This is a genomic window from Lysobacter sp. A421 (assembly GCF_054052145.1).
The window spans coordinates 680,264-696,976 of the sequence record NZ_JBSVRL010000002.1; the positions used below are offsets into that span (position 1 = coordinate 680,264).

At 64.6% G+C, this 16,713-nt stretch carries 17 protein-coding genes; 7 read left to right on the plus strand and 10 right to left on the minus strand.

Annotated features, from left to right (window positions below):
• Nucleotides 1–59: 59 nt before the first annotated feature.
• The 4 genes from ACW7G6_RS08520 to ACW7G6_RS08535 all read left to right on the plus strand — a co-directional run bounded on the left by ACW7G6_RS08520 (nucleotide 60) and on the right by ACW7G6_RS08535 (nucleotide 4,283).
• Nucleotides 60–785 (plus strand): CoA transferase subunit A, encoded by a 726-nt coding sequence (locus tag ACW7G6_RS08520; protein WP_456998022.1) that lies wholly within the window; start codon nucleotides 60–62, stop codon nucleotides 783–785.
• Nucleotides 785–1,411 carry a CoA transferase subunit B gene (locus ACW7G6_RS08525; RefSeq protein WP_456998023.1) on the plus strand — a complete coding sequence of 209 codons (627 nt, stop codon included), beginning with the start codon at nucleotides 785–787 and terminating at the stop codon, nucleotides 1,409–1,411. Before ACW7G6_RS08520 ends, ACW7G6_RS08525 begins: the two co-directional genes overlap by 1 nt.
• 46 nt (nucleotides 1,412–1,457) lie before the next feature.
• Nucleotides 1,458–2,822, plus strand: coding sequence for a UDP-glucose dehydrogenase family protein (locus tag ACW7G6_RS08530; protein WP_456998024.1), 1,365 nt, complete (start codon nucleotides 1,458–1,460; stop codon nucleotides 2,820–2,822).
• 135 nt (nucleotides 2,823–2,957) lie between these two features.
• Entirely contained in the window at nucleotides 2,958–4,283 is a 1,326-nt protein-coding gene (locus ACW7G6_RS08535) for a glycosyltransferase family 2 protein (protein WP_456998025.1), read from the plus strand.
• A gap of 206 nt (nucleotides 4,284–4,489) precedes the next feature.
• Here ACW7G6_RS08535 and rfbC read toward each other — a convergent pair whose 3' ends face one another.
• From rfbC to ACW7G6_RS08570, 7 genes are all read right to left on the minus strand, one after another.
• Entirely contained in the window at nucleotides 4,490–5,056 is a 567-nt protein-coding gene (gene rfbC / locus ACW7G6_RS08540; RefSeq protein ID WP_456998026.1) for a dTDP-4-dehydrorhamnose 3,5-epimerase, read from the minus strand.
• Nucleotides 5,053–5,937 carry a glucose-1-phosphate thymidylyltransferase RfbA gene (rfbA, locus tag ACW7G6_RS08545; RefSeq protein ID WP_456998027.1) on the minus strand — a complete coding sequence of 295 codons (885 nt, stop codon included), beginning with the start codon at nucleotides 5,935–5,937 and terminating at the stop codon, nucleotides 5,053–5,055. Before rfbA ends, rfbC begins: the two co-directional genes overlap by 4 nt.
• Nucleotides 5,938–5,939: 2 nt before the next feature.
• Nucleotides 5,940–7,001 (minus strand): dTDP-glucose 4,6-dehydratase, encoded by a 1,062-nt coding sequence (rfbB, locus tag ACW7G6_RS08550; RefSeq protein ID WP_456998028.1) that lies wholly within the window; start codon nucleotides 6,999–7,001, stop codon nucleotides 5,940–5,942.
• A 251-nt stretch (nucleotides 7,002–7,252) separates the two neighbouring features.
• Complete coding sequence (locus tag ACW7G6_RS08555) at nucleotides 7,253–7,942, minus strand: ABC-type transport auxiliary lipoprotein family protein (RefSeq protein ID WP_456998029.1); 690 nt, start codon at nucleotides 7,940–7,942, stop codon at nucleotides 7,253–7,255.
• The gene (locus tag ACW7G6_RS08560; RefSeq protein ID WP_456998030.1) at nucleotides 7,939–8,865 is read right to left on the minus strand and encodes an MlaD family protein; all 927 of its coding nucleotides are present in this window, start codon (nucleotides 8,863–8,865) and stop codon (nucleotides 7,939–7,941) included. Before ACW7G6_RS08560 ends, ACW7G6_RS08555 begins: the two co-directional genes overlap by 4 nt.
• Nucleotides 8,865–9,689, minus strand: a complete 825-nt coding sequence (locus ACW7G6_RS08565) for an ABC transporter ATP-binding protein (RefSeq protein WP_456998144.1) — start codon at nucleotides 9,687–9,689, stop codon at nucleotides 8,865–8,867. Before ACW7G6_RS08565 ends, ACW7G6_RS08560 begins: the two co-directional genes overlap by 1 nt.
• The gene (locus tag ACW7G6_RS08570; RefSeq protein WP_456998031.1) at nucleotides 9,665–10,783 is read right to left on the minus strand and encodes an MlaE family ABC transporter permease; all 1,119 of its coding nucleotides are present in this window, start codon (nucleotides 10,781–10,783) and stop codon (nucleotides 9,665–9,667) included. Before ACW7G6_RS08570 ends, ACW7G6_RS08565 begins: the two co-directional genes overlap by 25 nt.
• Before the next feature lie 115 nt (nucleotides 10,784–10,898).
• On the opposite strand from ACW7G6_RS08570, the gene ACW7G6_RS08575 reads away from it, so the two are divergent.
• Complete coding sequence (locus ACW7G6_RS08575; RefSeq protein ID WP_456998145.1) at nucleotides 10,899–12,158, plus strand: threonine/serine ThrE exporter family protein; 1,260 nt, start codon at nucleotides 10,899–10,901, stop codon at nucleotides 12,156–12,158.
• Between the two features lie 344 nt (nucleotides 12,159–12,502).
• On the opposite strand, the gene ACW7G6_RS08580 is transcribed toward ACW7G6_RS08575, so the two are convergent.
• From ACW7G6_RS08580 to ACW7G6_RS08590, 3 genes are all read right to left on the minus strand, one after another.
• On the minus strand, nucleotides 12,503–12,898 hold the full coding sequence (locus ACW7G6_RS08580; RefSeq protein WP_456978282.1) for an H-NS histone family protein: 396 nt from the start codon (nucleotides 12,896–12,898) through the stop codon (nucleotides 12,503–12,505).
• Nucleotides 12,899–13,062: 164 nt separating this feature from the next.
• Nucleotides 13,063–14,772: a proline--tRNA ligase gene (locus ACW7G6_RS08585; RefSeq protein ID WP_456978283.1), complete on the minus strand. Its 1,710-nt coding sequence runs from the start codon at nucleotides 14,770–14,772 to the stop codon at nucleotides 13,063–13,065.
• A gap of 72 nt (nucleotides 14,773–14,844) precedes the next feature.
• Complete coding sequence (locus ACW7G6_RS08590) at nucleotides 14,845–15,273, minus strand: DUF4124 domain-containing protein (RefSeq protein WP_456998032.1); 429 nt, start codon at nucleotides 15,271–15,273, stop codon at nucleotides 14,845–14,847.
• A gap of 79 nt (nucleotides 15,274–15,352) precedes the next feature.
• Here ACW7G6_RS08590 and pssA point away from each other — a divergent pair, with 79 nt between their 5' ends.
• Together pssA and ACW7G6_RS08600 are read left to right on the plus strand one after the other, a co-directional pair.
• Complete coding sequence (pssA, locus tag ACW7G6_RS08595; RefSeq protein WP_456998033.1) at nucleotides 15,353–16,144, plus strand: CDP-diacylglycerol--serine O-phosphatidyltransferase; 792 nt, start codon at nucleotides 15,353–15,355, stop codon at nucleotides 16,142–16,144.
• Nucleotides 16,141–16,686: a hypothetical protein gene (locus ACW7G6_RS08600; RefSeq protein WP_456998034.1), complete on the plus strand. Its 546-nt coding sequence runs from the start codon at nucleotides 16,141–16,143 to the stop codon at nucleotides 16,684–16,686. Before pssA ends, ACW7G6_RS08600 begins: the two co-directional genes overlap by 4 nt.
• The last annotated feature ends 27 nt before the right edge of the window (nucleotides 16,687–16,713 follow it).

Sequence of the window (16,713 nt, forward strand, 5' to 3'; positions counted from 1 at the left end):
CTTCGGCGAGGCGCAATGCTCGCGGTAGACTGGCGTCATCCCGTACCAGGAGTCGTCCCATGGCCCAGGCCAGTACCGTATCGACCAAGATATTCCCCGATGCCAAGGCCGCGCTGGACGGCGTGGTCGCCGATGGCCAGACCCTCGCCGTGGGTGGCTTTGGCCTGTGTGGCATCCCCGAGGCGCTGATCGAGGCGCTGCGCGATTCCGGTATCACTGGCTTGACCGCGATTTCCAACAACGCCGGTGTCGATGGTTTCGGCCTCGGCCTGCTGCTGGGCACCCGGCAGATCCGCAAGATGGTTTCGTCCTACGTCGGCGAGAACAAGGAGTTCGAACGCCAGTTTCTGGCAGGCGAACTCGAACTTGAATTCAACCCCCAGGGCACGCTGGCCGAGCGCCTGCGCGCAGGTGGCGCCGGCATCCCGGCGTTCTTCACCGCGACCGGCTACGGCACCGTGGTCGCCGAGGGCAAGGAGACCCGCGAGTTCGACGGCAAGCACTACGTGATGGAGACCGCACTCAAGGCCGATGTCTCGCTGGTCAAGGCCTGGAAAGCCGACCCGTCCGGCAACCTGGTGTTCCGCAAGACCGCGCGCAACTTCAACCCTGCGGTGGCGATGGCCGGCGCAGTCTGCATCGTCGAAGTCGAGGAGATCGTCGAACTCGGCGCGATCGACCCCGACCACGTGCACCTGCCCGGTATCTACGTCGACCGTATCGTCCACAACCCGACCCCCGAGAAGCGGATCGAGCAGCGCACCGTGCGCGAAGGAGACAAGTAATGGCCTGGTCCCGCGAGCAGATGGCGCAGCGCGCCGCGCAGGAACTCACCGATGGCGCGTACGTCAATCTCGGCATTGGGCTGCCGACCCTGGTCGCCAACTACATTCCCGACGGCGTCGATGTCTGGCTGCAGTCGGAAAACGGCCTGCTCGGCATCGGTCCCTTCCCGACCGCCGAGGAGATCGACGCCGACCTGATCAACGCCGGCAAGCAAACCGTCACCGCGCGTTCCGGCGCCAGCTATTTCGGCAGCCATGACAGCTTTGCGATGATCCGCGGCGGCCACATCGACCTGGCGATCCTGGGCGGCATGGAGGTCACCGACAAGGGCGACCTGGCCAACTGGATGGTGCCTGGCAAGATGGTCAAGGGCATGGGCGGCGCGATGGACCTGGTGGCTGGCGTCAAGCGCGTGGTTGTGCTGATGGAGCACACCACCAAGCGCGGCGAGCCGAAGATCCTGTCCGAATGCACGCTGCCGCTGACCGGCGTCGGCGTGGTCAGCCGGATCATCACCGATCTCGCGGTGATGGACGTCACTGACGACGGCCTGAAACTGGTGGAGTTGGCGCCGGATGTCAGCAGGGAAGAGCTGCAGGTGAAGACTGGCTGCCCGATCATCTGAACGAGGGTAAACTTGCGCGCTCGCAAGCACCCAAAGCAGGAAAAAGATGAAGGTAGCGATTTTTGGCACCGGTTATGTCGGGTTGGTCACCGGTACCTGTCTGGCCGAGGTCGGCCATGACGTGACCTGCGTCGATATCGATACGGGCAAAATCGAAGGGCTGAACCAGGGCCGTATCCCCATCTACGAGCCCGGTCTGGAACCGCTGGTAGCGAGCAACCATGAGGCCAGACGGCTTCATTTCACGGTTGATGCGACCAGTGCCATCGCTACCGCCGAGATCATTTTCATCGCAGTGGGCACGCCACCCGACGAGGACGGCAGTGCCGACCTGAAGCATGTGCTGGAGGTGGCGCGAACCATCGGCCGGCATCTGGTGTTGCCGACGGTCATCGTGAACAAGTCCACGGTCCCGGTAGGCACTGCGGGCAGGGTCCGCGAGGCGATCACTGCGGAGCTGGCAGTTCGCAGCGTCGAAATCGAGGTCCAGGTAGCTTCCAACCCCGAGTTCCTGAAGGAGGGCGATGCGGTCAACGATTGCATGCGTCCCGATCGAATCGTGATCGGTGCGGATGACGCCGGGGCGGTGGAGAAGCTGCGCGAACTTTATGCGCCTTTCGTTCGCAACCACGACCGGTTCGTGGTGATGGACGTGGCGTCGGCGGAGCTGACCAAATACGCCGCCAATGCGATGTTGGCCACCAAGATCAGTTTCATGAACGAGATCGCCAACATCGCCGAGAAGGTGGGCGCGGACGTCGAGATGGTGCGCCAGGGAATCGGCTCCGATCCCCGGATCGGTTGGCATTTCATCTATCCCGGTGCCGGCTATGGCGGCTCCTGTTTTCCCAAGGACGTGCAGGCGCTGGCGCGGACGGCTGGCCAGCATGGCTACCATCCACAACTGCTGGACGCGGTGGAGTCCGTCAACGAACGCCAGAAAGAACATCTCTTCGAGTTGATCCAGAGGCATTACCGCGGTGGACAGCTCGCAGGCAAGACGTTCGCCGTCTGGGGGCTGGCCTTCAAGCCCAATACCGATGACATGCGAGCAGCGTCAAGCCGACGATTGCTGGAGCTGTTGTGGGATGCCGGCGCGCAGGTCCGCGCCTACGATCCGGAAGCGAGTAGTGAAGCGCAGCGGATTTTTGGCGACCGTGGCGATCTGGTGCTTTGTGCATCGGCAGACGAAGCCGTCGAGGGCGTCGACGCGCTGGTGGTGGTCACCGAATGGCGGGAATTCCGCAGCCCCGAGTTCCCGGCGTTGGCGACCTCGCTGCGGGACGCGGTGCTGTTTGACGGCCGCAACCTGTATGACCCGGCGGTCGTCGAGAAGGCAGGCATTGCCTACTTTGGTATCGGCCGCGGGCGCTCGATCCTTCGCGACGACGGTTCGGTAGAATCCTTGTAACGAAGCCTGCCGGTAGCATGACCGGATCCATTGCTTCTGAAAGGGGTGTCCGTGGCTGCATCGCAACGCTTGCGCCTCCTGGCGGCTGATCTGCGAGCGACGCTTGCGCTGCATCCGCGGCGTCCGCTGCACGTCTTGATTCGTCTTGTACGAAGTCTTGTCGAGCGACGTGGGCATCGGCTTGAGCCGCCCGCCGTGGCCAGTGATGGCGAGCGTGGGTCATTGGTGCCGACATCGGCACCCGAAGTCTCCATCGTCATCCCGGTGTTCAACCATCCCGGGATGACGGTTGCCTGTCTGGCCTCGCTGGCGAGCGCGGGTGCAGGGTGCTCGTTCGAAATCATCGTGGTAGACGATGCCTCGACCGATGGCGGGATGGTCAAGGTGAGGGATTTTCCGGGCGTGGTGTACCGGCGCAACGACACCAACCTCGGGTTCGTGCACTCGTGCAATGCCGGCGCGGCGCTGGCCCGTGGTCGCGTGATCGTGTTGCTCAACAACGACACGTTGGTCACCGCTGGGTGGCTGGATCGTCTGGTCGACACCCTGGAACTGCCGGATGTCGGGATGGTGGGTGCCTGCCTGCAATACCCCGATGGCAGGTTGCAGGAGGCCGGCGGCATCGTGTTCTGTGATGCCAGTGGCTGGAACTACGGACGCGGCGGGGACCCTTCCGACCCACGTTATCGCTATCGCCGATCGGCGGATTACTGCTCCGGTGCCGCGGTGGCGCTGTCGCGCGGGCTCTTCGAGGAGCTGGGAGGTCTGGATGCCCGGTACGCGCCGGCGTACTACGAGGACACCGACCTCGCCATGCGGGTGCGCGCCATGGGTTTACGGATCGTCTACGAGCCCGATGCCGTGGTGGTCCACTTGGAGGGCGTCAGCGCGGGTACAGATCTAACGCGGGGAATGAAGGCCTACCAGGTTGCGAACCGGGACAAATTTCTTCAACGATGGGATGAGGTATTGCGTCGTTCCCATCCGGCACCCGGTACCGACCCGGACGTGGCCTTGCGAGCACGAGCGCGCTATCGACTGGTTGCCGTTTGCGGCTCCTCGCCGGAGGAGGTTCGAGCCGGATTCCTTGCGCTGCTCGCCTCGCTGGCGAGGCAGGACTGCGCGATCGACTTGCACCTGCTGCATTCGATCCCGGCCAGCGAGCAAACCGAGCTGCGCGCCGCCGGTATCTGCGTGTGGACACCCGACTGGCTGGCGACGGCGCGTTGGATGCTGCTGCAAACCGGGGCGATGACCGAGGTGTTGCTGGACGACGGTTCGTCAGCGGCGCGGAGCTGGGCTCGCACCATCGCCGCCGATGTGCCCCGCGCCCGCGCATCGCGCTTCGGGCGCCTCCCGAATGATGGTCGCGGTGGTGACGATGAGGTCGAAGGCGATGGCGATTCCGCCGTGTGGGTTGGGACGGCAGCCGAAGTACTGGACTTGTCAGAAACGGTTTGAACAACCCGTCATTCCCGCGAAGCCGGGAGTCCATGGGAAGTTCAGATGCTTAAGAGAGGTCTGAACGACTCGGCTTTTGCTCGTCATCCTCGCGAAAGCGGGGATCCATGGACTTTGATGTTAAGCGCGTAACGTCCATGGATTCCCGCTTTCGCGGGAATGACGGCACTGGTTAAGATTCCCTCGGACGTTGACCCTTGAAGCAATCAGGCCGTGGCGCCGGGATACTCCGGGAGACGGGATTCCGCCACGTCCTTGAGCCGGGAGGCGGTGGTGTCCTTGGCGGACAACGACGGCGCATCGACGGGCCAGTCGATGCCGATGTCCGGATCGTTCCAGGCAACATTGGCATCAGCGCTGGCATCGTAGGGCGCGGTGCACAGGTACGAGAACAGGGCGAAGTCGCTGGTGGCGACGAAGCCGTGGGCGAAACCTTCCGGGACCCAGAACTGGCGTTTGTTCTCGGCCGACAGGATGACCGAGGTCCATTGGCCGAAGTTCGGCGAGCCGCGGCGGATATCCACCGCCACGTCGAAGACTTCCCCTTCCTGCACGCTCAGCAACTTCCCCTGCGGGTTGGGCAACTGGTAATGCAGCCCGCGCAGCACGCCGCGTGCGGAGCGTGACAGGTTGGACTGGACGAAATCCGGCCCGATGCCGTGGGAGGCATAGCGCTCGCGACTCCAGGTCTCCATGAAGAACCCGCGTGCATCACCGAATACCTTCGGCTCGATGATCAGGCAGCCGGGCAGGTTGGTCTCAATGACGTTCATGCCAGCGTCTCGCGTCCGATCAATGCGGCGAGGTACTGGCCATAGCCGTTCTTTAGCAGTGGTTCGGCCAGCTTGAGCAGTTGCTGGTCATCGATCCAGCCGTTCTGCCAAGAAATCTCCTCGGGGCAGCAGATCCGCAGTCCCTGGCGGGCTTCGATGGTCTCAATGAAGGTCGAGGCCTGCAGCAGCGACTGGTGGGTACCGGTATCAAGCCAGGCCGAGCCCCGTCCCAGGGCTTCCATGTGCAGTGCACCGTCATCCAGATAGAGGCGGTTGAGATCGGTGATCTCCAGCTCGCCGCGCGGCGACGGCTTCAGCGACGCGGCGCGGTCGCATACCGTGGCGTCATAGAAGTACAGCCCGGTGATCGCGTAATTGGAACGCGGCTTGGCGGGCTTTTCTTCGATGCTGAGGACCTTGCCCTGGGCGTCCAGTTCCGCCACGCCATAGCGCTCGGGATCACTGACGTGATAGCCGAAGACGGTGGCGCCATCGGTGCGGGCGTTGGCGCGACGCAGGGTGTCGGTCAGGCCGTGGCCGTAGAAGATGTTGTCGCCCAATACCAGACAGCTGGGTTGACCGTCGATGAAGTCCCGGCCGATGGTAAACGCCTGGGCGAGGCCGTCGGGGCTGGGCTGCACGGCGTACTGGATGTCCAGGCCCCACTGCGAGCCGTCGCCCAGCAGGCGCTGGAACAATGCCTGCTCGTGCGGGGTGTTGATGATCAATATCTCGCGGATCCCGGCCAGCATCAACGCGCTCAGCGGGTAGTAGATCATCGGCTTGTCGTACACCGGCAGCAGTTGCTTGCTGATGCACTGGGTGATCGGGTACAGCCGGGTGCCGGAGCCGCCGGCCAGGATAATGCCCTTGCGTGTCATCGTCAGTCCTCCTGTCCGAGGCGTTGGAGGCGGTAGTCGCCATCGAGGATCCGTTGCGTCCAGTCGGTGTTGTCGAGGTACCAGTCGACGGTGTGTGCGATGCCTTCCTCGAAGCTCAGCGCCGGCTGCCAGCCCAGCTCGGATTCGATCTTGGTCGCATCGATGGCGTAGCGCCGATCGTGCCCGGGGCGGTCGCGGACGTAGGTGATCTGGCTGGCGCGCGGCTGGCCATCGGCGCGCGGACGGCGCTCGTCGAGCAGGCGGCAGATGGTCTGGACCACGTCGATGTTCTGGTACTCGGCGTTGCCGCCGACGTTGTAGGTCTCGCCCACGCGACCGGCCTCCAGCACCCGCACGATCGCGCTGCAGTGGTCCTTGACGTACAGCCAGTCACGCACGTTCTTGCCGTCGCCATAGATCGGCAACGGTTCGCCGGCGACGGCCTTGGCGATGACCAGCGGGATCAGTTTCTCGGGGAACTGGTAGGGGCCGTAATTGTTGGAGCAGTTGGTGGTCACCACCGGCAGCCCGTAGGTGTGGTGGAAGGCGCGGACCAGATGGTCGGACGCGGCCTTGGAGGCAGAGTAGGGGGAGTTGGGCGCGTATGCGGTGGTCTCGGTGAACTTGCCTTCCTCGCCGAGCGAGCCATAGACCTCGTCGGTGGACACGTGCAGGAAGCGGAACGCGGACTTGCGGTCGTCGGGGAGGTCGCGCCAGTAGTCGCGGGCGCACTCGAGCAGGCCGAGGGTGCCGACGACGTTGGTCTGCACGAACTCGGCGGGACCGTCGATGGAACGGTCGACGTGGCTCTCGGCGGCGAAGTTGATCACCGCGTCGGGTTGGTGCTCGGCCAGTAGCGTTGCGACCAGTGCCCGGTCCCCGATGTCGCCCTGCACGAAGACATGGCCGGCATTGCCGTCCAGCGACTTGAGCGTGTCCGGGTTGCCGGCGTAGGTCAGCAGGTCGAGATTGACGATCTTGATGCCGGCGGCCACCGCGTCAAGCACGAAGTTGCCGCCGATGAAGCCGGCGCCGCCGGTGACGAGCCAGGTTTTATGGGTCATTAGATTGGTCTCTCGATTTAATCGGCTGCGCGGGGAGGGCGACAGTTATTCAGACGTTCCCTGGGGCAAGCTCTGGTCAATTTATTTAATCGTCACTCCCGCGAAGGCGGGGATGACGGTTTGCTGTGGGATGACGGTCTGCCCGCGGGATGACGGTTTGCTGGGGGAATGACGGTTTGCTAGGGGAATGACGGTTTGCTGCGGGAATGACGGCGATTGTCCGGGGATATTGGCAATTGTTCAAATCGTCGCTAATGCCCTTCGCGCTCATGCTGGTTGCCGCTGGTCAGGATCCAGCCGGCGAGCTCGCCGGTGACGGTCTGCAGGGATTGCTCGAATGCGTTGACTACGTCGCCGATGTCCGCGCTGGCCGCTGGTTGCGCTTGCGCGAACGTACGGGCGGCGACGATTTTCTGGTCGGGGGCATGCAGCAGCTTGGCATTGAGCTCGATCGTCGCGGCTGGATTGGCACCGCCGGCATAGTCCGAATCGAACCGACGCAGGTCCAGCACGAGCTTGTAGTCCGCATTGACCCCGGCGCCCTGGCGGGCGATGGCGCGCAGTTTGCCCGAATCCTCCAGCGTCTGCAGCAGGGCGTCCTCGACCATCTCGGTGGGAACCTTGGCCCAGCGTGCGCCCTTGTAGATCTGCAGTTCGTTGGCCGTCGGGCGCACGGTGATGCGCAGGTTGTCGGTGCTGCGCGAGGCGTTGGCAGGCGTCAACGAGAGTTGCCAGTCCGCGCTGGGCCAATCGGCCTGGGGCGTCACGTGCGGGTCAAGCGTATAGATGGTGGAGGCTTCGCGGGTGCCGGCACCGAGGATCGAGCAGCTCGCGAGCGCGATCGCCAGCGCGGTAACGGCGAGCACGCGCGCGATGCCGTGCCACTGGCGGGGATTGTCGGGACGGTGGGCTTCGGTAGCCGGTGGGCAGGTCGGTTTCATTCTGGCTCAAACTCCTTCGGACCATCGCGGCCGAGCAGGTAGCGGGTCGGATTGTTGTCCAGGCGGTCACTCATCCGGCGCAGGTCGCCCACCAGTGAGCGCAGTTCGCCCAGGGTCGGTCCCAGTTGGGCCAGCCCGTCGTTGGCAAAACTGTTGATCGCGTTGCGGTTCTCGCCGAGGATGCCGTCGGCGCTGGTTGCGGCCGAGTCCAGCCGGGTCAGGGTGCCGTCCAGCTTGTCGACCAGCTGCGGGAGTTTCTGTACCAGCTCGCGGTCCACGTCCAACACCACCTGGTTGGTGCTGGCCAGGGTCGCCTGCAGCTGTTCACTGGCCTCGCGTGCGTTGACGATCAGCGCGCCAAGGTCCTCGCGCTGGGCGGCAATCGAGCCGGTCATGGCCTCGATGTTCTCCAGGGAGTTGGACACCCGCGCCACGTTCTCTTCGCTCAGGACCTGGTCGAGCCGGGCGACCAGCCGGTTGGCGGTGTCGGCAATGTTCTGCAGCGCGGACGCTTCGGTCTGGATGACCGGGAAATCGCTCTTGTCCACGTCCGCCAGCCGCGCGCTGGCCGGGTCACCGCCGGTGAGCTGGATGATCGGGCTGCCGGTGAGGCTGGTCATCGACATCTTGGCCCGGGTGTCGGTCTTGACCGGCGCATTGGCCTGCACCCGCAGCAGCGCGCGGACCCGGCGCGGGTCGTCGGGTGCCAGGCTCAGCTTCTCCACCGTGCCTACCGAGATGCCGTTGTACTGCACGCTGCTGCCTTCACTCAGGCCGGTCACCGGCTCGTTGAATATCACCAGATACTCCTGCCAGGTTTTCTCGGAGGAGTATTTCGCCGCCCACAATGCGAACAGCAGCAGCGACAGGGTGGCGATGATCGTGAAGGCGCCAATCAGGACGTAGTTGGCCTTGGTTTCCATCAATCAGTTGCCTCTTTGAGCCGGTCCGGGTTGCCGCGCGCTGTCTGGGCGGCGCGTGCGCGTGGACCATGGAAATACTCGCGCACCCAGGGGTGGTCGAGCCGTTCGATCTCGGCCAGCGGCGCACAGGCAATCACCTTGCGGTCCGCCAGCACCGCGATCCGGTCACAGATAGCGTAGAGGGTATCGAGGTCGTGCGTGATCAGGAACACGGTCAGCCCGAGCGCCTGCTGCAAGGTGCGGATCAGGTGGTCGAACGCGGCCGCGCCAATCGGGTCCAGGCCGGCGGTCGGCTCGTCCAGGAACAACAGTGGCGGATCCAGCGCCAATGCACGCGCGACCCCGGCGCGTTTTCGCATGCCGCCGGACAATTGCGACGGCAGCTTGTCAATGGCATCGGCGGGCAGCCCGGACAGCTTCACCTTCAACAGCGCGAGCTCGTACAGCAGCGATTCGGGCAGGTCGCGGTGGTATTCCTTCAACGGCACCTGCACGTTCTCGCCGACGGTCAGCGACGAGAACAGCGCGCCGTCCTGGAACAACACCCCGGTATTGCGCTCGATCTGCCGGCGGACGTTGTCATCGGGGCTGCGCGCATCGATCCCGAGTACCTCGATCGCGCCTTCGTTGGGCCTGCGCAGTCCCAGGATGGAACGCATCAGCACCGATTTGCCGGTGCCCGAGCCGCCGACCACACCGAGGATCTCGCCGGGCAATACGTCCAGGTCCAGATCGTCGTGCACGAGCTGGCTGCCGAAGCGATTGACCAGCCCGCGCACGCGGATGATCGGGTCGGCGCTCACCAGCCCATCTCCATGAACCAGATCGCGAAGAACGCGTCCAGGATGATTACTACCGAAATTGCCTGGACCACGCTGGAGGTGGTGCGCTCGCCGACCGACTGTGCCGTGCCTTCCACCTGCAAGCCCTCCAGACAACCGATCAACGCGATCAGCATTGCGAACACCGGCGCCTTGACCAGACCCACCCACAGGTTGCTCAGCTCCATCGTGTCCTGCATCCGGACCAGGTACTGCTGCGGCGGGATGTCCAGGCCGAACGCACCGACGCTCAACCCGCCCAGCAGTCCGGCCACCATCGCCACGAAGGTGAGCAACGGCAGCATCACCAGCAGCGCCAGCACGCGCGGGATCACCAGCAGGTCGACCGGGTCCAGCCCGAGGGTACGCATCGCGTCGACCTCCTCGCGGCTGACCATCGCGCCGATCTGCGCGGTGAATGCGCTGGCGGTGCGGCCGGCCAGGATGATCGCGGTCAGCAAGACTGCAAACTCGCGCATGAAGGCGATGCTGACCAGGTCGACCACGAAAATCTCCGCGCCGAACTCGCGTAGTACGTTCGCGCCCAGGAAGGCGACCACCGCGCCGACCAGGTAACACAGCAAGGCCACCAGTGGCACCGCGTCCAGGCCGACCTGCTCCATGTGGAAGACGGTCGCGGTGGGTCGGAACCGGCTCGGCTCCTTGATCAGCCGCAGCAACTTGACCAGCACCTCGCCGAGGAAACCGACCAGAGCGAGGAATTCCCGCCAGTTGTTGGTGACCGCGCGTCCCAGCCGCGCCAATGCGTCGTAGACGCCGTATTCGCGCCGACGCGGAGGGCGGTCGTCGGCGACATCGTCGATCGCCTCGACCAGTGCCCGGTGATCCGGACGAAACCGGAAATGGGTGAAGTCCAGATTGCGCTGACTGGCGAAGCGCAACAGGTGCAACACGCCCAGCGAGTCGAGTCGCTCCACCGCGCACGCATCCAGGAAGGTGATGCCAGGCGGCACCGTCTCCAGGCAGTCGCCGACCTGGCTGGCATACTCCAGCGTCCACTGTCCCGCAAGCCGCAGGCAGCCGGGCGTGCGGTCGTCGGATTCGATCGTCGGCGGCTGGACTGAGAGCGGCTTCATGAGTGTCTTGGCAGGATACACGGGCCGCCGGGGCCGAGCCGCCAATTCCCGGTGGGAACGCTGTTGATCCGTGACCTCGGCGTGCGATGCTTGCCCGATGACGACCCCGCTGCCGCTGCCAAGCACCTCCGATGCCTTCCCGCTGAGCAACGCCAGTTATCCGGACCGCATCGCCTTCATGGTGGAACTGGCCGAACGGCTGCATATCTATGGCACCACCGCCCAGCGGTTGGAGGGTGCGTTGCTGTCGGTGGCCGAGCGGCTGCGCCTGGATTGCGAGCCGTGGGTGAGTCCAACGGCATTGATCCTGTCGTTCAGCGATCCGCAGCGCCTGACCGGTGCCAGCGACATCACCCGCGTGATCCGGTTGCCGCCCGGCGACAATGACCTCTATCGCCTGGCCGAGACCGACCGCATCGCCGAGGCACTGATCGGCGGCGAGATGGATCTGGCGACCGCATTCGAGGCCATGAACGCGCTCGACGCGCCACCCGGCTGGAAAGGGCGGTTGGCCCAGATAGTGGGCTACGGGCTGGTCGCCGCCGCCGTTGGCGGGATGTTGCGGTTGCCGTGGCTGGATATCGGCGTGGCCGGTTTCAACGGCCTGGCGATCGGCCTGTTGACCCAGTTGGCGGAATCGCGCCCGCGCCTGCGCGAGGCTTCCGACGCGGTACTGGCGATGATCGCGACCATGGTGGCGGTTCTGGTGGCGAGTTTCATCGCGCCGTTGAACCAGAACACGGTGATCATCGCCTCGCTGATCGTGTTGCTGCCGGGTCTGACCCTGACCAATGCGATGAACGAGTTGACCAGCCAGCATCTGGTGTCCGGCACCGCGCGTGTTGCCGGCGCGTTGACCACGGTCCTCAAGCTTGCGCTGGGTACGGTGATCGCGTTGTACCTGGCCAACTTGATGTCGCTTGAGCCAGCGGTGCGCGCGCTGCGGCCGCAACCGGACTGGGTGGAATGGGTGGCGCTGGTCGCCGCGTCGCTGTCATTTGCGGTGCTGTTCCGGGCCAAGGCCAGTGATTACCCGTTGGTGATGGTGGCAGCGGCCAGTGGTTACCTGATCTCGCGTTTCGGTGGGCTGGCCTGGGGCGCCCCGGCCGGCATCTTCCTGGCGGCGCTGGTGATGACCGCAGCCGGCAATGCCTATGCGCGCTGGTTCCATCGGCCCGGGACCATCGTGCGGGTGCCCGGAATCATCTTGCTGGTGCCCGGCAGCGCGAGCCTGCGCGCCTTGCTGGACCTGCTCCAGCAACAGGACATGGGGGTCGGCCAGGAAGCGCTGTTGGGGGTATTGAATATCCTGCTGGCGGTCGTCGCCGGTTTGCTGTTCGGCAACCTGTTGCTACCGACACGCCGGAATCTTTAGGGAATGTCTGCCGTCATCCCCACAACAAACCGTCATCCCTGCAACAAACCGTCATCTCTGCAGTAAACCGCCATCTCTGCAGTAAACCGCCATCTCTGCAGTAAACCGCCATCCCTGCAGTAAACCGTCATCCCTGCAACAAACCGTCATCCCCGCGAAGGCGGGGATCCATGGACGTGGGCTCGTGAAGAACAACGTCCTTGGACTCCCGCCTTCGCGGGAGTGACGATTCGGAACGACTGTCCAGAACCAAGAATGCCGGCGCATGGCCGGCATCCTGGGGGAAACCGCCATAGCCGGTTTCTATTTTTCATCCACGTTTCCGTTCAGGAATGGGATGCGGATTAACTGCTCGTGCCGGCACCCGCGTTCTTCTCGATCAGAAACTCGTCACGGTTGCGACCGCTGTCGGTATACGCCGCCAGCCACAATGGCTGCCTGCCGCGACCGGTCCAGGTGTTGTCTGCGTTGGATGGATCGCGGTATTTAGGAGCGACCTTGCCCGTCGATTTGCGGGTCTTCTTTACTGCGGTACCGCGCGGAGCACGCGCGACAGTGGCTGTGGCGCCGGTACCGAACAGCTCATCGATGGTGTATCCCTCGTTTTTTGCCTGCTGGGTCAGCTTCTTGCGGACCTGCGCCAGCGGCTTGCGCTTGCTCAAGGTGGTCTTGCGCTTGCGCGCCTCGGTGATCAGGGCTCCGAGCTCTTTCGCGGACATTGCGTTGATATTGATCGACATTGGAACCTCCAAGGGTTGATTAACTCGGGCCACGCCATGGCCTGCCGCGCAATGGTAGTCGCGCAGCAAGCGTTAGTAAATACAGGTGTTTATTCCCGACACCCTTAAATTCAGGTTCAAAGGAGCCCTGCGGCTTTCAACCCGGATTGTTCGACCCGGACTGTTCAACCCGGGTCGGCAATACCCAACTGCGTCCGCAATGCCGCCGCCGCCAGATTGACCGATTCGCTGGCCCGGCGATGGCGATACTCAAAGGTTCCCGCGGCCAGGCCCCGCTCGGACACGACAATCCGATGCGGGATACCAATCAATTCGATATCGGCAAACATCGTGCCCGGCCGCAGGCCGCGGTCGTCCAGCAGGGTCTGGATGCCGGCGGCATTGAGCTCGGCGTACAGAGTTTCGGCCGCCTCGCTGACGGCAGGATCCTTCTTCGGGTTAATGATGCAGACCGCCGCCAGCCACGGCGCCATCGCCTCCGGCCAGGCGATGCCGTTATCGTCGTGGTTCTGCTCGATGGCCGCCGCGACGATCCGCGACACGCCGATGCCGTAACAGCCCATGGTCGGGGTGGCGGCCTTCCCGTTTGCGTCCAGCACGGTGCAACCCATGGCTTCGGCATAGCCGCGACCCAGCTGGAATATGTGGCCAACCTCGATGCCGCGCGCGATGTCGAGCGTTCCGTGGCCGTCAGGCGAGGGATCTCCGGCCACCACGTTGCGGATATCGGCAACCAGCGCAGGCTCGGGAAGATCGCGGCCCCAATTGACGCCGGCCAGGTGGAATCCTTTCTGGTTGGCGCCGACCACGAAGTCGGCCATGGCAGCGACGCTGCGGTCGGCAATCACGTGGATGCTGCTTTTGGGAGCGACCGGCCCGAGGAACCCCGGCTCGCAGCCCAGCGCATCGTGGATTTCCGCCTCCGTGGCGAGCCGGTAGCCGGCCATTCCGGGAAGCTTGGCCAGCTTGATCTCGTTGATGGCGTGATCGCCGCGCACCAGTGCCATCACAAGTCCGGTCTCGCCGACCATGACAACGGATTTCACCGTGTGCGTCAGCGGGATGTCGAGCAGCGTTGCCACCGCTTCACAGGTGCGCTGGAAAGGGGTCTCGACCTGGCGCATGGTCTCGCCCGCCGCGGCGCGCGCCTCGGGGGCCAGCGCTTCGGCCAATTCGGTATTGGCCGCATACCCGGAGCCGTTGGAGAACGCGATCGCATCCTCACCGGAGTCGGCCAGCACGTGGAACTCATGCGACGCGTTGCCGCCGATCGCGCCGGTATCGGCAAATACGGCGCGAAACTCCAGGCCCAGGCGTTTGAATATCCGGCTGTAGGCGTCATGCATAACCTGGTATTGGCGGTCCAGGTCGGCATCGTCCAGATGGAAGGAGTACGCATCCTTCATCAGGAACTCGCGCGCGCGCATGACCCCGAACCGCGGCCGGATCTCGTCACGGAACTTGGTTTGTATCTGGTAGAACGTCACCGGCAGTTGCTTGTAACTGGCCAACTCGCTACGCGCAAAGTCGGTCATGACTTCTTCGTGGGTCGGGCCGACGCAATACCAAGCGTCCTTGCGGTCCTGCAGTTTCAGCAGTTGGCCGCCAAATTTCTCCCAGCGTCCGGTTTCCTCCCACAGTTCGCGTGGCTGCACCGAGGGCATCAGCATCTCGATGGCGCCGGCCGCCTCCATCTCCTCGCGCACCACGCGCTCGACCTTGCGCAACACGCGCAGGCCCAGCGGGGACCAGGTGTAAAGCCCGGAGGCGAGTTTGCGGATCATTCCGGCCTTCAGCATCAGCTTGTGGCTGATGATTTCGGCTTCGGCCGGGATCTGCTTGCTGGTATGGAGGTGAAACTGCGACAGACGCATGGGCGGAGTTCTTGCCGGAGGGATCGGGCATTCTGCCACGGAGCCAGCCCCGTGGCCCCTGCCAAGGGATGGTCAGGACTCGGCGACAGGCGGCGCGTCAGTACTGCAATGGACGTTGATCGCCGCCTCGGCCAGTTGCTGTTGTGCGTTGCGTTGATCGACCGTCATCTCGCTGTCGGGTTTGCCATCGCCGTCGCTGTCGATCCCGACCGCGCCCTCTGCGCCCAGCAACGCCAGGTTGTCGCGCGCGGTGGTGCACTGGGTGTTTTCGGCCGGAGCGTCGTCGGTGGGCGCGCTGGCAATCGCCGCCGAGCCGGTGTTGCTGATCACCCGGTTCTTGTACTCGCCATCGGGTGGCGGCGCGTCGGAGTAGTGGGTTACGCCGCTGGCATCCTTCCACTGGTACAACTCGCCGGCCGTCAGCGGCAAGGCGACCAGTAACGCGGCGGCACCCAGCCAGGGCAACAAGTGGAAACGGGGCGAGCGATTGAGGTCAGACATGGAGCTTCTTCCGTGCGCGGTGTTGTCAATGGTGATTGCAGCACCGCTGTGCGCCGCAAGCAAGCGCTAAACTGCTGAAATGGAACCTACTGACCCACTTTCCACCTCGCCCCCCAGCCCGCCGTCACGCCCGCGCGGGATCTACCTGTTGCCCAATCTGTTTACCACCGGTGGTTTGTTCGCAGGTTTCTACGCGATCATCGCCGCGACCCAGGGCCATTTTGATCATGCCTGCATCGCGATATTCGTCGCCGCCATCCTGGACGGACTGGATGGCCGGGTGGCGCGGCTGACCAATACCCAGAGTGAATTCGGCGTCCAGTACGACTCGCTTGCCGACTTGATCAGCTTCGGCCTGGCGCCGGCGTTGGTGATGTACCACTGGGCGCTGTTCGCGATGGCGCTGGACGGGGTGACGATGCGAAAGATCGGCTGGGTGGCCGCGTTCCTGTACGCCGCCTGTGCCGCGCTGCGGCTGGCGCGGTTCAATTCCCAGGTGGGGCAGGTCGACAAGCGCTGGTTTATCGGCCTGGCCAGTCCCGCGGCGGCGGGACTGTTGGCGAGCCTGGTGTGGACGTGCTTCGTGCTCGGCTATGACGGCCCGCAATTGCGCTACCTGGCATTGGCGGCCACCATCGCTGCCGCGTTGCTGATGGTCAGCCCGGTGCGGTATTTCAGTTTCAAGGGTGGCGGGCCGAAGCACGACCGGATGCCGTTCTTGACGGTGCTGGTGATCGTGGTGGTGGTGGCGGCGATTGCGATCGACCCGCCGCGCGTGCTGTTGGCGATCACCGCGCTGTATGCGATTTCCGGGCCGTTGTATGCCGCCGGCCGGCGCCTGCGCAAGGTGCCCGTGGAGCCGGTCTCGTGAGCTTGTGGACGGCGCAGCAACACCAGTGGCTGCAGGCACTGGGTCATCCGGTGCTGTTGCTGGTCGGCGATCCGGCGTTGTCCGTGATCGCCCCGGTGCCAACTCCGGTCGCTGAACCGGCGGTAGCCCCCGGAACGACGGCGGCGGCCAGGCCGGCACAGGCCGACACGCGCCCGAGTCGCCCGGTGAGCACCGCCACGAAGCGGGTCAACCCGATTGCTGCCGGTGAACCGGTGGCGGTGGCGGGGGCGGTGGGAGAACCAGGCCGCACGCGAGATCGCACTGATGTGGCCGCCAAGAGGGCGGCACTGGATGAGGCGCGTCGCGCCCGTCGTGCGGCGCGTCCCGCCGCGCCAACCGCACCGCAGGATGATGATGCGTTGCTGGCAGCGATCCTGCTTGCGACCGGGCTGAAGGGATCGGCCGCCCAACAGGCCGTGGCGGCGTTGGCGATCGATCTGGAAAAGCTGCGTGCCGACCCATCTGCCAAGCGCGCGCTGTGGCGGCAATTGCAAGACCTGCGGGGAGGCCGTAAACGGTGAGCGCATTGGCCGCCGACGCGTTGCAGG

What these genes read in the sequence shown, in the direction of transcription:
- ACW7G6_RS08520 (WP_456998022.1), top strand. Translation starts at nt 60, where the DNA reads ATGGCCCAGGCCAGTACCGTATCGACCAAGATATTCCCCGATGCCAAG.
- ACW7G6_RS08525 (WP_456998023.1), top strand. Translation starts at nt 785, where the DNA reads ATGGCCTGGTCCCGCGAGCAGATGGCGCAGCGCGCCGCGCAGGAACTC.
- ACW7G6_RS08530 (WP_456998024.1), top strand. Translation starts at nt 1,458, where the DNA reads ATGAAGGTAGCGATTTTTGGCACCGGTTATGTCGGGTTGGTCACCGGT.
- rfbC (WP_456998026.1), bottom strand. Translation starts at nt 5,056, where the DNA reads ATGAACGTCATTGAGACCAACCTGCCCGGCTGCCTGATCATCGAGCCG.
- rfbA (WP_456998027.1), bottom strand. Translation starts at nt 5,937, where the DNA reads ATGACACGCAAGGGCATTATCCTGGCCGGCGGCTCCGGCACCCGGCTG.
- rfbB (WP_456998028.1), bottom strand. Translation starts at nt 7,001, where the DNA reads ATGACCCATAAAACCTGGCTCGTCACCGGCGGCGCCGGCTTCATCGGC.
- ACW7G6_RS08555 (WP_456998029.1), bottom strand. Translation starts at nt 7,942, where the DNA reads ATGAAACCGACCTGCCCACCGGCTACCGAAGCCCACCGTCCCGACAAT.
- ACW7G6_RS08560 (WP_456998030.1), bottom strand. Translation starts at nt 8,865, where the DNA reads ATGGAAACCAAGGCCAACTACGTCCTGATTGGCGCCTTCACGATCATC.
- ACW7G6_RS08570 (WP_456998031.1), bottom strand. Translation starts at nt 10,783, where the DNA reads ATGAAGCCGCTCTCAGTCCAGCCGCCGACGATCGAATCCGACGACCGC.
- ACW7G6_RS08580 (WP_456978282.1), bottom strand. Translation starts at nt 12,898, where the DNA reads ATGTCGATCAATATCAACGCAATGTCCGCGAAAGAGCTCGGAGCCCTG.
- ACW7G6_RS08585 (WP_456978283.1), bottom strand. Translation starts at nt 14,772, where the DNA reads ATGCGTCTGTCGCAGTTTCACCTCCATACCAGCAAGCAGATCCCGGCC.
- ACW7G6_RS08590 (WP_456998032.1), bottom strand. Translation starts at nt 15,273, where the DNA reads ATGTCTGACCTCAATCGCTCGCCCCGTTTCCACTTGTTGCCCTGGCTG.
- pssA (WP_456998033.1), top strand. Translation starts at nt 15,353, where the DNA reads ATGGAACCTACTGACCCACTTTCCACCTCGCCCCCCAGCCCGCCGTCA.